Genomic DNA, 13,753 nt, shown 5'->3' with positions numbered 1-13,753 from the left:
GGGGTGCGGATGTCGCGGTTCGGGGGCACCTCGCGCGGGAGTGGAACACCACGGAGCGGGCGACTCCGCCCGACGGGCCGGACTCACGTGTTGCTAGAATGCGAACGCACCATCTCATCCACCTGGGGAGTGGAGTTGAATCCGTCGATCAGCGTTCTCTTTCGTGCGATCCCGTTGGTGATGGGGGCCGTATGCCTCGGGTTCGGGCTCTATGTCCTGTCGGGCGGTAGCGACGCGGACCACTTCGTCGCAGGCCACGTCAACATCGCCCTGACCGCGATCTGCATCGCGCTCTTCACGACGGCCGCGACGATCATTCGTCAGCTCGTTCACCGGTACGGCCAGTTCTGGGTCGTCGCGCTGCCGGTGCTCGGGTACGCGGTCGCCCTCGCGACGGTGATCTGGGGCATCACGATCATCGGTCGAGGCGACGAGCCGCAGTTCGTCGTGGCCGGTCATGTGGTACTCGGTATCGGGTTCATCGCGGGATGCGTGAGCACCGTGGCCACGGCGTCGACCAAGTTCGTGCTCATCCAGAAGAGCGCTGCGCGGCCCGTCGGGGGCGGTGCGCCGGAAGGTGCCTACTCACGTGGTGTCGGTGCCGTGCTGATCGCGATCCCCGCGCTGCTCGCACTCGTCGGGCTCGTGATCGCGGTGACCCTGTATGCGAGGGGCGGCAGCGCCGCGCTGGTCGCGGGGCACGTCCTGACCGGCCTGTCGCTGATCTGCTCCGCACTCATCGCGCTCGTCGCGAGCATCGTGAGACAGGTCCGCAACGAGTTCGGCGACGCCGAGCGCTACCGCTGGTCGTGGTGGGTCGTCGCGATGGGAACCATCAACGTTGTCTTGGGGCTCGTGGTGCTGTTCAGCTCGGATGAGCCGGCGCGCCTCGCCCCCGGGACCGTCCTGATCGGTCTGGGCCTCATCTGCTTCAGCATCCTGTCGAAGGTGCTGCTGCTCGCGCTCGTGTGGCGCCAGGTCTTCGCCCTCGCCAATCGGATTCCGATCATCCCGATAGCTACGGCGCTCTCCTGCCTGTTCTTCGCGGCGTTCCTCTTCGTGGCGACCACGACCCAGTCGGGCTTCTTCGTCGGCGCGCACGTCCTGGTGGGTCTCGGCGCGGTGTGCTTCACGCTGTTCTCGATCGTGTCGATCCTCGAGGCGGGGACGTCGAAGTAGCTCGGACGCCTCGGCACGACCCCGAGCACGGTGGAAGGAGAGCCGGTCCGATCGGACCGGCTCCTTTCGCGCGCTCCTGGTCGGGCAGCGGATGTCGCGGCATCCGTCTCCCTGCGTGCCAGAATGCGGGAGTGGTCGTCGAGTTCGAGTGTCGTACCCGTCTGCCGATCGCGGTCGAGACGGCGTTCGATCGATCCCTCAGCATTGACGCGCACACGGCCTCGATGGCGGCGACACGGGAGCGCGCCGTCGACGGGGTGACTTCGGGCGTGATCGGTCTCGGCGAGGAGGTCACGTGGCGCGCGTGGCACTTCGGCGTGCCGATCCACATGACGAGTCGCATCACGCACCTCGGCCGGCCGGACTCGTTCGTCGACGAGCAGGTGCGCGGTCCGTTCCGGTGGTTCCGGCACGAGCATCGGTTCGAGGCGGCCGAGGATGTCGGCACGCTCATGATCGATCGGGTGGCCTTCGCCGCCCCGCTCGCCCCGCTCGGCCCGCTCGGCCGCCTCGCCGAGCTCGTCATCGGCCCATATCTTCGTCGTCTCATCGAGCGGCGCAATGCATACCTGGCCGCACCACCGGCGATTGAGTGATTCAACTGAGCAAAGGATACTCAAAGAGCCTTTGGTAAGCTGTTGACATGGCAAACGATCAACCGCGCCAGATGAGCCGTCGCCCGAACTCATGGCCGCCGGTCGAGTACGAGGCCCGTGCGTGGGAACGCCGGGGGGATGCAGTGGCGTCTCGCCGGGCCCTCCGGGCTGCCGCCGGAGACTATCGGGCGTCGATCCCGCCACTGATCGCGAATGAGCGAGTTGAGCTGGAACCCGAAGTGCTCGCCCTTGCAGATGATGCGAGCAATGAGCTGACGCGGTTCGACACGAGCACAGGCCTCATCGCGGCTCCCTTCGCATCGATCCTGCTTCGCACCGAGAGTGCCTCCAGCTCCGAAGTCGAAGACCTCACCTCGAGCGCGAAGCAGGTCGCCCTTGCCGAGATCGGCGAGTCCCGCTCCGGAAACGCCGACCTCGTCGTGTCGAACGTGGGGGCGATGAACGCGGCGATCGCGCTGTCGGACCGTCTCGACGAGAACGCGATCATCGCGATGCACGAAGCTCTGCTCACGTCATCCGCACCGCACTACGTCGGCCGGTGGCGCGATCAACAGGTCTGGATCGGTGGCGGCGGCATCTCACCACATGCAGCGAAGTTCGTGCCTCCCCATCACGACCGAGTAGCCGAGCTGATGTCGGATCTCGTGGCGTTCGCCCAGCGCACAGATGTCCCGGTTCTCGCCCAAGCGGCGATCGCTCATGCCCAGTTCGAGACGATCCACCCGTTCCCAGACGGCAATGGCCGCACCGGGCGCGCGCTGTTGCAGGGCATGCTGCGCGCAGGCGGAGTCACTCGGAACGTTGCGGTGCCGGTCTCAGCCGGACTCCTCGGCGATACGCACGCCTATTTCGAGGCACTCACGAGGTACCGAGACGGAGACCCGAACGACATCGTCGGAATCGTCGCCGAAGCGTCGTTCACCGCGATCAACAACGGCCGACGCCTGGTCGACGACATCCAAGAGATCAGTGCCCGGTGGAACACGGCGGTGACCGCACGAGCGGACTCGTCGGTGCATCGTCTGAAGGAGTACCTGCTGCGACAGCCCGTGATCTTCGCGAAGACGGCAGCCGTCGCGTTGAACGTCAGCGAGGTGGCGGCGCAGAGCTCCATCGACAAGCTCGTGGAGGCAGGCGTGCTCACGAAGGCATCGGGCGGTGCGCGTTATCGCATCTGGCAGGCGAGCGACGTGCTGCGGGCTCTCGACGCCTTCGGAGAGCGAGCTCGTCGCGATCGCCTCTGAACGGGAGCCGATCGTGCTCCGTGCCGGTGGTGGGGGTCGAACCCACACGCCCTTTCGGGCAAAGCATTTTGAGTGCTCCGCGTCTGCCATTCCGCCACACCGGCCAAGGGCCTCGCTCAGGATACCGTAGGCTTTCCTGCGTGACAGACACAGAATCAACCCAGCCGGCACCGCGCCGCGTCGTCGTAGCCGAAGATGAGTCGCTCATCCGCCTCGACATCGTCGAGATCCTGCGCGACAACGGCTTCGAGGTCGTCGGAGAGGCCGGAGACGGCGAAACCGCGGTCGCGCTCGCGACCGAGCTTCGGCCCGATCTCGTCATCATGGACGTCAAGATGCCCCAGCTCGACGGAATCTCGGCCGCCGAACGACTTTCGAAAGGCCACATCGCGCCCGTCGTGCTTCTCACGGCGTTCAGCCAGAAGGAGCTCGTCGAGCGGGCAAGCGAGGCGGGTGCGCTCGCATACGTCGTGAAGCCGTTCACCCCCAACGACCTGCTGCCCGCGATCGAGATCGCCCTCGCACGCCACGCGCAGATCATCGCGCTCGAGGCCGAGGTCGGCGACCTCGTCGAGCGTTTCGAGACCCGAAAGCTCGTCGATCGCGCGAAGGGCCTGCTCAACGAGAAGATGGGGCTCACCGAGCCCGAGGCGTTCCGGTGGATCCAGAAGGCATCGATGGACCGCCGTCTCACCATGAAAGACGTCTCGCAGGCGATCATCGAGCAGCTTTCGGCGAAGAAGTAGGCGACACCGTTCCACAACAGCCGATGCCGCGGCGACACGTGTCGCCGCGGCATCCGCTGTTCTCGTGCTTGCTGTTCCCGTACCTGCTCAGGCCACCGGCAGGTCTTTGATCAGGTTCGTGATGCGGATCGTCGAACAGCGCCGGCCCGCGTCGTCGGTCATGGCGATCTCGTGCGTCGTGAGGGTGCGGCCGAGGTGGATCGGCGTGCAGACGCCGGTGACCCAACCGCTCGTCGCGGAGCGGGTGTGGGTCGCGTTGACCTCGATGCCGACGGCGAGCCGGCCGTCGCCGGCCCAGAGGTTCGCGGCCATGGAACCGAGTGATTCGCCGAGCACGACGTACGCTCCGCCGTGCAGCAGCATCGCGGGCTGCGTGTTGCCCTCGACCGGCATTCTCGCGACCGAACGATCGACGGAGAACTCGAGGAACTCGATGCCCATCTTCTCGGCCAGCGCGCCCGTTCCACGCACTTGCAGGAAGTCGATCGGGTCGCTCGTCTGAGTCATGCTCGCCTTCGAGATGGGCCGTCGGGCAGTGTCGTCGGCCGCTTGTAGTCTTGGGGGGTGTCGGACGCAGAAAAGCCTACCCTCCTCGTCGTCGACGGCCATTCGTTGGCCTTCCGGGCCTTCTACGCCCTCCCAGTCGACAGTTTCACCACCCGCGACGGTCAGCACACGAACGCCATCCACGGCTTCCTGTCGATGCTGCTCCTGCTGCTGCAGAACGAGAAGCCGACGCACATCGCGGTCGCCTTCGACATCTCGCGCGCTTCCTTCCGTACTCGCGAGTACCCCGAGTACAAGGGCACGCGCGGTGAGACACCGGTCGAGTTCAAGGGGCAGGTGCCGCTGCTGCAAGACGCGCTGAAGGCGATGGGCATTCGCACCATCGAGAAAGAGGACTTCGAGGCCGACGACATCCTCGCGACGCTCGCGGCGCGCGGGCGCGCAGAGGGCTACCGGGTGCTGCTGGTCTCGGGCGACCGCGACACCATCCAGCTCGTCAACGACGATGTCACGCTGCTCTACCCGAACACGCAGGGCGTCTCCCAGCTGAAGCGCTACGACACCGATGCGGTGATCGAGCGCTACGGCATCCGCCCCGAACAGTACCCCGACATCGCGGCGCTCGTCGGTGAGACGAGCGACAACCTCATCGGCATCACGAAGGTCGGCGAGAAGACCGCGGTCAAGTGGCTCGGCCTCTACGGCTCCCTCGACGGCATCCTCGAGCACGCCGACGAGATCAAGGGCGTCGTCGGGCAGAACCTGCGCGACGAGAAAGAGAACGCGATCCGCAATCGCCGGCTCAACCGGCTCGTCACCGATGTCGAGCTCGAGGTCGAGCTCGACGAACTCGAGGCGAAGCCGATCGACATCGATGCGGTGCAGCCGTTGTTCGAGCGGCTCGAGTTCCGCACGCTCTTCGAACGCATGAAGAAGATCGCGGCGGGCAACGGCAATGGCAACGGCGCAGCCGCGACATCCGCTGCGCCTGCAACCCCGGCCGCAGACGCGCCCGCCGCCCCCGTAGCGCCCAACCCGCGCCGCCTCCTCGACGAAGAGCTCGCCGCCTGGATCGAGCGCGCCGTCGCCGCCGAGCCCGCCGGCCTCGGCCTCAGCGTCGAGGTGCTCGACGGCCTCGTGATCGGCGCGGGCATCGCGACCGCCGACGAGACCGTGCAGCTGCCGTGGCAGGCGGGGCGACCCGACTACGCCCCGTTCGAGGCATGGCTCGCGAGCGACGCACCGAAGATCATGACCGACGCGAAGCCGCAGTTGAAGGCGCTCATGCGATCGGGGCTCGCGTTCGACGGGCTCGTCGTCGATACCCTCGTCGCCGGATGGCTCGTGCGACCGATCCTCGCCGAGAAGACGCTCGCCGATCTCGTCGAGCGCTATCTCGGTGAGACCGTGCCGCAGGCCGATCCCGCTCAGCTCGTGCCCGAAGAGGGCGGCGACGCAGGCGCCCCCGAGTATGCCTGGTACTCGCTCCGGGTCGCCCCCGTCGTGCTCCGAGCCCTCCCCGAGAGCTCGCGGCAGCTGCTCGCCGACATCGAGATGCCGCTGGTGTCGGTGCTTGCTGCGATGGAGATGCGCGGTGTGACCGTCGACCACGCCGAGCTGGCCGAACTCTCCTCCGAGCTCGGCACTCGCGCAGCGGGCCTTGCCGAGGCGGCGTTCGCGGAGATCGGCCGGGAGGTCAACCTCGGTTCACCGAAGCAACTGCAAGAGGTGCTCTTCGACCAGCTCGGCATGCCGAAGACACGGGCGACGAAGACGGGTTACACGACAGACGCGAGTGCGCTGGCCGATCTGCAGGAGTCGAACCCGCATCCCTTCCTCGGCTACCTGCTCGAGCACCGTGACGCCACGAAGCTGCGGCAGATCGTCGAGTCCCTCGACAAGTCGATCGCAGATGACGGGCGCATCCACACGAGCTACGGGCAGATCGGCGCGGCGACGGGTCGCATGTCCTCGAACGACCCGAACCTGCAGAACATCCCGATCCGCACCGAAGACGGCCGGCGCATCCGCAAGGCGTTCCGTCACGGCCCCGAATACACCGAGCTCCTCACCGCCGACTACTCGCAGATCGAGATGCGCATCATGGCGCACCTCTCGGGCGACCCCGCCCTGATCGAAGCGTTCAATGCCGGCGAAGACCTCCACCGATTCGTCGGTGCGCGAGTGTTCTCGGTCGAGCCCTCCGAGGTCACCCCCGTGATGCGTACCAAGGTGAAGGCCATGTCGTACGGTCTCGCCTACGGGCTGAGCGCATTCGGCCTCTCGAAGCAGCTCCGCATCGATCGTGCTGAGGCCACGCAGCTCATGAAGGAGTACTTCGAGCGGTTCGGCGCCGTACGCGACTACCTGCGCAGCGTGGTCGAGCAGGCGAAGATCGACGGATACACCGAGACGATCTTCGGCCGCCGGCGCCCGTTCCCCGACTTGAACAGCCCCAACCGGGTGCACCGTGAGAACGCGGAGCGCGCTGCGTTGAACTCGCCGATCCAGGGTTCGGCCGCCGACATCATCAAGATCGCGATGGCGAAGGTCGAGGCCGACATCGCCGCACAGGGGCTCGGCAGCCGCATGCTCCTGACCGTGCACGACGAGCTTATCTTCGAGGTCGCAGAGGGGGAGTCCGAGGTGCTCGAGGCCGTCGTCCGCGACCGCATGGCGCACGCCGCCGAACTGCTCGTGCCGCTCGACGTGCAGATCGGGCGCGGCGCGAACTGGGAGGACGCTGCGCACTGATCGTGGTGCCGCGGTGGTGGCAGCGCCCATGACCGGACACTGCTCGTTCGCACGGTGAAACTCGCACGCCGGGGAGTTCGCGTGCGAGTTCTGCCGGGTCGCCGGAAGCGAGCGCGATGTCGGCTCGCTGTCATAGGCTCGCAGCATGGCATCGAGTGAGCGCACCCCGACCGACGTCGATCGCATCGCAGAGGGGTGGGTCGACACACTCGTCGAACTGGACCCGGGCGTCGGCACCTACATCGGGCGTACGACGCACGACGACCGACTCGCCGACTTCTCTCCCGAAGGTCACGAGCGCTCGATCGCGGCCACGCGGGAGGCACTCGCCGCGCTCCGTGCGGCGAGCCCGGTCGACGACGTCGACCGGATCACCGTCGCCGACCTCGGCAGCGAACTCGAGCTCGCACTCGAGCGGCACGATGCAGGCCTCCACCTGCGCGACCTCAACGTCATCGCGAGCCCCGCACAAGAGATCCGCGAGGTGTTCGACCTCATGCCCACCGACGCTCCAGAGGAGTGGGAGCGCATCGCGACCCGCCTCGAATCGGTTCCGGGTGCGATCGACGGCTACGTCGAAACGTTGCGCGAGGGCATCGCGCGAGGCATCGTGCCCGCGGCTCGTCAGGTGCGCGAGGTCGCCGCGCAGGCGCGTCGTATTGCGCAGCCCGATGGGTTCTTCGGCACTTTCGCCGCATCCGCGAAGGCCGGTGACGCAGAACTTCCGTCGTCGGTGACGAGCCAGCTCGGCAGCGGTGCTGCGGCCGCCACAGCCTCGTACGCCCGGCTCGCCGAGTTCCTCGAGAACGAACTGCAGCCGGTCGCCGGCGAGCACGACGCCGTGGGGCGTGAGATCTACACGCTGCAGTCGCGCCAGTTCCTCGGCGCCGAGATCGATCTCGACGAGACCTACGAGTGGGGCATCGAAGAGCTCGCCCGCATGGTCGCCGAGCAGGAGTCGATCGCGAACGAGATCGTGCCCGGGGCATCCGTCGCCGAAGCGATCGCGTTCCTCCACAACGACCCGTCGCGCAAGCTGCACGGTACCGACGCCCTGCAGCGGTGGATGCAGGAGACGAGCGACCGCGCTGTCTCCGAGCTCGCCGGTACCCAATTCGACATTCCCGCCGAGATCCGCACGCTCGAGTGCATGATCGCGCCGACGCAAGAGGGCGGCATCTACTACACCGGGCCGAGCGACGACTTCTCGCGCGCGGGGCGAATGTGGTGGTCGGTACCCGAAGGCGTCACCGAGTTCGACACGTGGCGCGAACTCACGACGGTGTACCACGAGGGCGTACCCGGTCACCACCTGCAGATCGGCCAGGCGGTCGTGAACCGCGGTCAGCTCAACACGTGGCGCCGCCAGCTCGCGGGCACCTCGGGCCACGCCGAAGGGTGGGCGCTCTACGCCGAACGACTCATGCAGGGCCTCGGATACCTCGACGACCCGGCTGACCGCCTCGGCATGCTCGACGGCCAGCGCATGCGCGCGGCGCGCGTGGTGCTCGACATCGGCGTGCACCTCGGCAAGCGGCGCCCCGACGGCAATGGCGTGTGGACCGGCGACTACGCGTTCGAGTTCCTCGGTGAGAACGTCAACATGAACGACGGTTTCGTGCGCTTCGAAGTGAACCGCTACCTCGGCTGGCCGGGGCAGGCGCCGTCGTACAAGGTCGGGCAGCGAATCTGGGAGCAGTTGCGTGACGAGGTCGCGCGCCGCGAGGGTGCATCGTTCGACATCCGCGAGTTCCACCGCAGGGCGCTGGGTCTGGGCGGCGTCGGCCTCGACACGCTGCGCTCAGCGCTGCTCGCCTGATTCCGCACGCAGAGGAAGACGCATGACGCGCATCGTCAGTGCGGGGGCCTCCGGATTCATCGGGCGACACCTGGTGTCGCACGTCCGTGCTGCAGGCGCCGAGGTCGTGACGATCGGCCGCGGTGCTGAAACGGATGCCCCGTGGGGCGACACGGCCGCGATCCGGCGTGTGGTGGACGGCGCCGGTGTGCTCGTGAACCTCGCAGGGAAGTGGGTCGTGCCCGAACGACTGGTCGATGCCGGGTACGCCTTCGAATATCCAGACCTCGAGCCGGCGCTGTTGAGCATCACTCGGCCCGCTCCGCTCACCGAAGAATGCCGGCGCTGCTGAGCATCCTTCGGCCCGCTCCGCTCACCGAAGAATCGGGCGAGCGACGTCTCGTGTGACCGCCAGAACCTGCTCGTTTGCCCATGGGGGAGTGATTCCGTTAGGATTGAGTGTCACTCGTGTGACATCCCTGTCCGCACGCCCATCGCGGAACCAACATAACGCTCTCCCGCGCGATGGGCTCGATTTTGTCCTTTACGGAGCATTCACTACATGACAACCGCAACGACCAAGGCACCCAAGCAGGTCGCGATCAACGACATCGGATCTGCTGACGATTTCCTCGCCGCGGTCGAGAAGACTTTGAAGTTCTTCAACGACGGCGACCTCATCGAGGGCACCGTCGTGAAGATCGACCGCGACGAGGTACTCCTCGACGTCGGCTACAAGACCGAGGGTGTAATCCCCTCGCGTGAGCTTTCCATCAAGCACGATGTCGACCCCAGCGAGGTCGTCGGCGTCGGCGACACCGTCGAGGCGCTCGTTCTTCAGAAGGAAGACAAAGAAGGCCGCCTCATCCTGTCGAAGAAGCGTGCGCAGTACGAGCGCGCATGGGGCGACGTGGAGAAGATCAAGGAAGCCGATGGCGTCGTGACCGGTTCGGTCATCGAGGTCGTCAAGGGCGGCCTGATCGTCGACATCGGCCTTCGCGGCTTCCTCCCGGCCTCGCTCATCGAGCTTCGCCGTGTGCGCGACCTCACGCCGTACCTCGGCCAGGAGATCGAGGCGAAGATCCTCGAGCTCGACAAGAACCGCAACAACGTCGTGCTCTCGCGCCGCGCGCTGCTCGAGCAGACGCAGTCCGAGTCGCGTTCGACCTTCCTCGCGAACCTCCACCCGGGCCAGATCCGCAAGGGCGTCATCTCGTCGATCGTCAACTTCGGTGCGTTCGTCGACCTGGGCGGCGTCGACGGTCTCGTCCACGTCTCCGAGCTCTCGTGGAAGCACATCGAGCACGCCAGCGAGGTCGTCGAGGTCGGCCAGGAGGTCACCGTCGAGGTGCTCTCCGTCGAGCTCGACCGCGAGCGCGTCTCGCTCTCGCTCAAGGCGACGCAGGAAGACCCGTGGCAGGTCTTCGCCCGTACCCACGCGATCGGCCAGGTCGCCCCGGGTAAGGTCACGAAGCTCGTTCCGTTCGGTGCGTTCGTTCGCGTTGCCGATGGCATCGAGGGCCTCGTCCACATCTCCGAGCTGTCGGGCAAGCACGTCGAGCTCGCCGAGCAGGTCGTGTCGGTCGGCGAAGAGGTCTTCGTCAAGGTCATCGACATCGACCTCGAGCGTCGCCGCATCTCGCTCTCGCTGAAGCAGGCGAACGAGGGCGTCGACCCCGAGAGCACCGAGTTCGACCCGGCGCTCTACGGCATGCTCACCGAGTACGACGAGGCGGGCAACTACAAGTACCCCGAGGGCTTCGACCCCGAGACCAACGAGTGGCGCGAGGGCTTCGATACTCAGCGCGAGAAGTGGGAGCAGGACTACGCTGCCGCCCAGGCTCGTTGGGAGGCGCACAAGAAGCAGGTCGCGCAAGCGAGCATTGCTGCTGCCGCCGACGACTCGTTCACCACGAGTGCTCCGTCGTTCACGGGCGACTCCGCCGGCGCGGGTACCCTCGCCGATGACGCGTCGCTCGCGGCGCTGCGCGAGAAGCTCTCGAGCAACAACTAGTCACGACCCGCAATTCGGAAGGCCGGTTCCCTCGGGAGCCGGCCTTCCTGCGTTCATGGCGCGGTCGGCCCGCCTCCTTGTGGCGTCGCGTCGAGTGCCGCACGGTTAGAGTGGTGGCGTGTATCTGATCGGTCTCACGGGCGGCATCGCCTCAGGAAAGTCCACCGTCGCACGTCGGCTCTACGAGCATGGCGCCGTGCACATCGATGCCGACCAGCTCGCACGGCGAGTGGTGGAGCCGGGCACGCCCGCACTGGCAGCGATCGTCGCCGAGTTCGGCGACGACGTGCTGCACCGCGACGGGTCGCTCGATCGGGCGAAACTCGGTGAGCAGGTGTTCGGCGACCCGGTCGCACTCGCGAAGCTCAACGCGATCGTTCATCCAGCCGTGCGCGAACTCTCGGCCAAGCTCTTCGCGAAGGCCGAACGGGAGGACCCCGATGCGGTCGTCGTCTACGACGTTCCGCTCCTCGTCGAGGCATCCGTCGACCACCCCTTCGATCTCATCGTCGTGACGAACGCGCCGCGGCGCACCCAGGTGGAACGGCTCGTGAAGGATCGAGGTCTCGAACCGATCCAGGCCGAGGCTCGCGTCGACGCGCAGGTCGACAACACCGCGCGGCTCGCGATCGCCGACGTCGTGATCGACACCGATGGGTCGCTCGCGCACACGATGAGTGAGACCGACGCCCTCTGGCGGCGAATCGTCGAGGAGCGCGCCCAGGCGTAGTGCGCTGCCAGTCCGAGAACGCTCCCAGCCGTGGTGTCGGCGGGCGATCCTAGACTGGAGGGCATGCAGGCCACACGATCCGTTCGACCATTCGAGGTCATCAGCGAGTACGTCCCGAGCGGCGACCAGCCGGCGGCGATCGCCGAACTCGCAGGTCGCATCAACGCGGGCGAGACCGACGTCGTGCTGCTGGGTGCGACCGGCACCGGTAAGTCGGCGACCACCGCCTGGCTCATCGAACAGGTGCAGCGGCCCACGCTCGTGCTCGCACACAACAAGACGCTGGCCGCGCAACTGGCCAACGAGTTCCGCGAACTCATGCCCAACAACGCGGTCGAGTACTTCGTCTCGTACTACGACTACTACCAGCCCGAGGCGTACGTGCCGCAGACCGACACCTTCATCGAGAAGGACTCGTCGGTCAACGCTGAAGTCGAACGGCTCCGGCACTCCACCACGAACTCATTGCTGAGCCGGCGCGACGTCGTGGTCGTCTCGTCGGTTTCGTGCATCTACGGCCTCGGTACGCCTGAGGAGTACCTCGGTGCCATGATGCCGCTGCAGGTCGGGCAACGGGTTGATCGCGACTGGCTCATCCGCAAGTTCGTCTCGATGCAGTACCAGCGCAACGACGTCGACTTCTCGCGCGGCAATTTCCGAGTGCGTGGCGACACGATCGAGATCATTCCGATCTACGAAGAACTGGCGATCCGCATCGAGATGTTCGGCGATGAGATCGAAGCGCTGTACAGCTTGCATCCGCTGACCGGGCAGGTAGTTGCAAAGCTCGACTCGGTGGCGGTGTTCCCCGGGTCGCACTACGTGGCGAGCACCGATGTGATGCAGCGGGCGATCGGCACGATCCGCATCGAACTCGAAGAGCGGCTCGCCGAGCTCGAGCGCGAGGGCAAGCTGCTCGAAGCGCAGCGGCTGCGCATGCGCACGACATTCGACCTCGAGATGATGGAGCAGATCGGCTTCTGCTCTGGCATCGAGAACTACTCGAGGCACATCGACGGCCGACAGGCGGGGGAGGCCCCGCATTGCCTCCTCGACTACTTCGCCGACGACTTCCTCGTGGTGATCGACGAGTCGCACGTCACGGTTCCCCAGATCGGCGCGATGTACGAGGGCGACTCCTCCCGCAAGCGCACTCTCGTCGAGCACGGGTTCCGCCTGCCGAGCGCGCTCGACAATCGACCGCTGAAGTGGGATGAGTTCAAGGCGCGCGTCGGTCAGACCGTCTATCTCTCGGCCACACCCGGTCGCTACGAGATGGGCATCGCCGACGGCGTGGTGGAGCAGATCATCCGCCCGACAGGACTCGTCGATCCGCAGATCATCGTGAAGCCGTCGAAGGGCCAGATCGATGATCTTCTCGACGAGATCCGCATTCGCGCTGAGCGAAACGAGCGCGTGCTCGTCACGACCCTCACCAAGAAGATGGCCGAAGAGCTCACCGACTTCCTCTCCGAGGCTGGGGTGCGAGTGCGCTACCTCCACTCAGATGTCGACACGCTGCGCCGCGTCGAGTTGCTGACCGAACTCCGGGCGGGTGTGTACGACGTCCTGGTCGGCATCAACCTTCTTCGTGAAGGGCTCGACCTGCCCGAGGTGTCCCTCGTCGCGATCCTCGACGCTGACAAAGAGGGATTCCTGCGGTCGTCGACGTCACTCATCCAGACGATCGGTCGCGCCGCACGAAACGTCTCGGGCGAGGTGCACATGTATGCCGATGTGCTCACCGATTCGATGAAGTCGGCGATCGACGAGACGACGAGACGACGAGATCGTCAGCTCGAGTACAACCGCGTCAACGGCATCGACCCGCAACCGCTTCGCAAGCGCATCGCCGACATCACCCAGGTGCTCGCACGCGAAGGCGCCGACACCGCCGCCCTGCTCGCCGGTCGCGATGCGAAGAAGAAGGCGCCGGTGCCGAACCTTCGGCGCGAGGGCATCGCTGCGGCCGGCGCGAACGACCTCGAAGACCTCATTCGCGATCTCAACGAGCAGATGCTCGTCGCGGCCGGCGAATTGAAGTTCGAACTCGCCGCGCGCTTGCGTGACGAGGTCTCCGATCTCAAGCGCGAGCTCCGCCAGATGGAGAAAGCCGGTCACCTTGGCTGAAGATCGATCCCTGTTTCTCTGGCGCGCGCGCGTT

11 protein-coding genes and 1 tRNA gene are annotated in these 13,753 nt (G+C 66.3%); 10 read left to right on the top strand and 2 right to left on the bottom strand.

The window, feature by feature from the left end; all coding sequences use genetic code 11:
* Nucleotides 1-9: 9 nt before the first annotated feature.
* The 3 genes from AC1C2U_RS03095 to AC1C2U_RS03085 all read left to right on the top strand — a co-directional run bounded on the left by AC1C2U_RS03095 (nucleotide 10) and on the right by AC1C2U_RS03085 (nucleotide 3,040).
* Entirely contained in the window at nucleotides 10-1,179 is a 1,170-nt protein-coding gene (locus AC1C2U_RS03095) for a DUF2776 family protein (protein ID WP_495360250.1), read from the top strand.
* Nucleotides 1,180-1,310: 131 nt separating this feature from the next.
* Nucleotides 1,311-1,775 (top strand): SRPBCC family protein, encoded by a 465-nt coding sequence (locus AC1C2U_RS03090; protein ID WP_495360249.1) that lies wholly within the window; start codon nucleotides 1,311-1,313, stop codon nucleotides 1,773-1,775.
* 47 nt (nucleotides 1,776-1,822) lie between these two features.
* On the top strand, nucleotides 1,823-3,040 hold the full coding sequence (locus AC1C2U_RS03085) for a Fic family protein (RefSeq protein ID WP_495360248.1): 1,218 nt from the start codon (nucleotides 1,823-1,825) through the stop codon (nucleotides 3,038-3,040).
* A 21-nt stretch (nucleotides 3,041-3,061) separates the two neighbouring features.
* Here the strand turns inward: AC1C2U_RS03085 and AC1C2U_RS03080 are convergent.
* Nucleotides 3,062-3,144: transfer RNA gene (locus AC1C2U_RS03080), tRNA-Leu, on the bottom strand.
* A gap of 36 nt (nucleotides 3,145-3,180) precedes the next feature.
* On the opposite strand from AC1C2U_RS03080, the gene AC1C2U_RS03075 reads away from it, so the two are divergent.
* Nucleotides 3,181-3,786, top strand: coding sequence for an ANTAR domain-containing response regulator (locus AC1C2U_RS03075; RefSeq protein WP_495353845.1), 606 nt, complete (start codon nucleotides 3,181-3,183; stop codon nucleotides 3,784-3,786).
* A gap of 87 nt (nucleotides 3,787-3,873) precedes the next feature.
* On the opposite strand, the gene AC1C2U_RS03070 is transcribed toward AC1C2U_RS03075, so the two are convergent.
* Complete coding sequence (locus tag AC1C2U_RS03070; RefSeq protein WP_495360247.1) at nucleotides 3,874-4,293, bottom strand: hotdog fold thioesterase; 420 nt, start codon at nucleotides 4,291-4,293, stop codon at nucleotides 3,874-3,876.
* 57 nt (nucleotides 4,294-4,350) lie between these two features.
* Here AC1C2U_RS03070 and polA point away from each other — a divergent pair, with 57 nt between their 5' ends.
* The 6 genes from polA to uvrB all read left to right on the top strand — a co-directional run bounded on the left by polA (nucleotide 4,351) and on the right by uvrB (nucleotide 13,719).
* Nucleotides 4,351-7,047, top strand: coding sequence for a DNA polymerase I (gene polA / locus AC1C2U_RS03065; protein ID WP_495360246.1), 2,697 nt, complete (start codon nucleotides 4,351-4,353; stop codon nucleotides 7,045-7,047).
* Nucleotides 7,048-7,192: 145 nt separating this feature from the next.
* Nucleotides 7,193-8,866 (top strand): DUF885 domain-containing protein, encoded by a 1,674-nt coding sequence (locus tag AC1C2U_RS03060; protein WP_495360245.1) that lies wholly within the window; start codon nucleotides 7,193-7,195, stop codon nucleotides 8,864-8,866.
* A 22-nt stretch (nucleotides 8,867-8,888) separates the two neighbouring features.
* Entirely contained in the window at nucleotides 8,889-9,197 is a 309-nt protein-coding gene (locus AC1C2U_RS03055; RefSeq protein ID WP_495360244.1) for a DUF1731 domain-containing protein, read from the top strand.
* 210 nt (nucleotides 9,198-9,407) lie between these two features.
* The gene (gene rpsA, locus AC1C2U_RS03050; protein ID WP_495360243.1) at nucleotides 9,408-10,859 is read left to right on the top strand and encodes a 30S ribosomal protein S1; all 1,452 of its coding nucleotides are present in this window, start codon (nucleotides 9,408-9,410) and stop codon (nucleotides 10,857-10,859) included.
* A gap of 118 nt (nucleotides 10,860-10,977) precedes the next feature.
* Nucleotides 10,978-11,589, top strand: coding sequence for a dephospho-CoA kinase (coaE, locus tag AC1C2U_RS03045; RefSeq protein ID WP_495360242.1), 612 nt, complete (start codon nucleotides 10,978-10,980; stop codon nucleotides 11,587-11,589).
* Between the two features lie 63 nt (nucleotides 11,590-11,652).
* Nucleotides 11,653-13,719 (top strand): excinuclease ABC subunit UvrB, encoded by a 2,067-nt coding sequence (uvrB, locus tag AC1C2U_RS03040; protein ID WP_495360241.1) that lies wholly within the window; start codon nucleotides 11,653-11,655, stop codon nucleotides 13,717-13,719.
* Nucleotides 13,720-13,753 lie beyond the last annotated feature (34 nt).

The organism is Agromyces sp. Y575, assembly GCF_059445445.1.
This window is presented reverse-complemented; position numbering and strand designations above follow the sequence as displayed.

Bases quoted from the DNA above. Each gene is read 5' to 3' on its own strand.
- AC1C2U_RS03095 (WP_495360250.1), top strand. From the start codon at position 10: ATGTCGCGGTTCGGGGGCACCTCGCGCGGGAGTGGAACACCACGGAGC.
- AC1C2U_RS03085 (WP_495360248.1), top strand. From the start codon at position 1,823: ATGGCAAACGATCAACCGCGCCAGATGAGCCGTCGCCCGAACTCATGG.
- AC1C2U_RS03070 (WP_495360247.1), bottom strand. From the start codon at position 4,293: ATGACTCAGACGAGCGACCCGATCGACTTCCTGCAAGTGCGTGGAACG.
- AC1C2U_RS03060 (WP_495360245.1), top strand. From the start codon at position 7,193: ATGGCATCGAGTGAGCGCACCCCGACCGACGTCGATCGCATCGCAGAG.
- AC1C2U_RS03055 (WP_495360244.1), top strand. From the start codon at position 8,889: ATGACGCGCATCGTCAGTGCGGGGGCCTCCGGATTCATCGGGCGACAC.
- rpsA (WP_495360243.1), top strand. From the start codon at position 9,408: ATGACAACCGCAACGACCAAGGCACCCAAGCAGGTCGCGATCAACGAC.
- uvrB (WP_495360241.1), top strand. From the start codon at position 11,653: ATGCAGGCCACACGATCCGTTCGACCATTCGAGGTCATCAGCGAGTAC.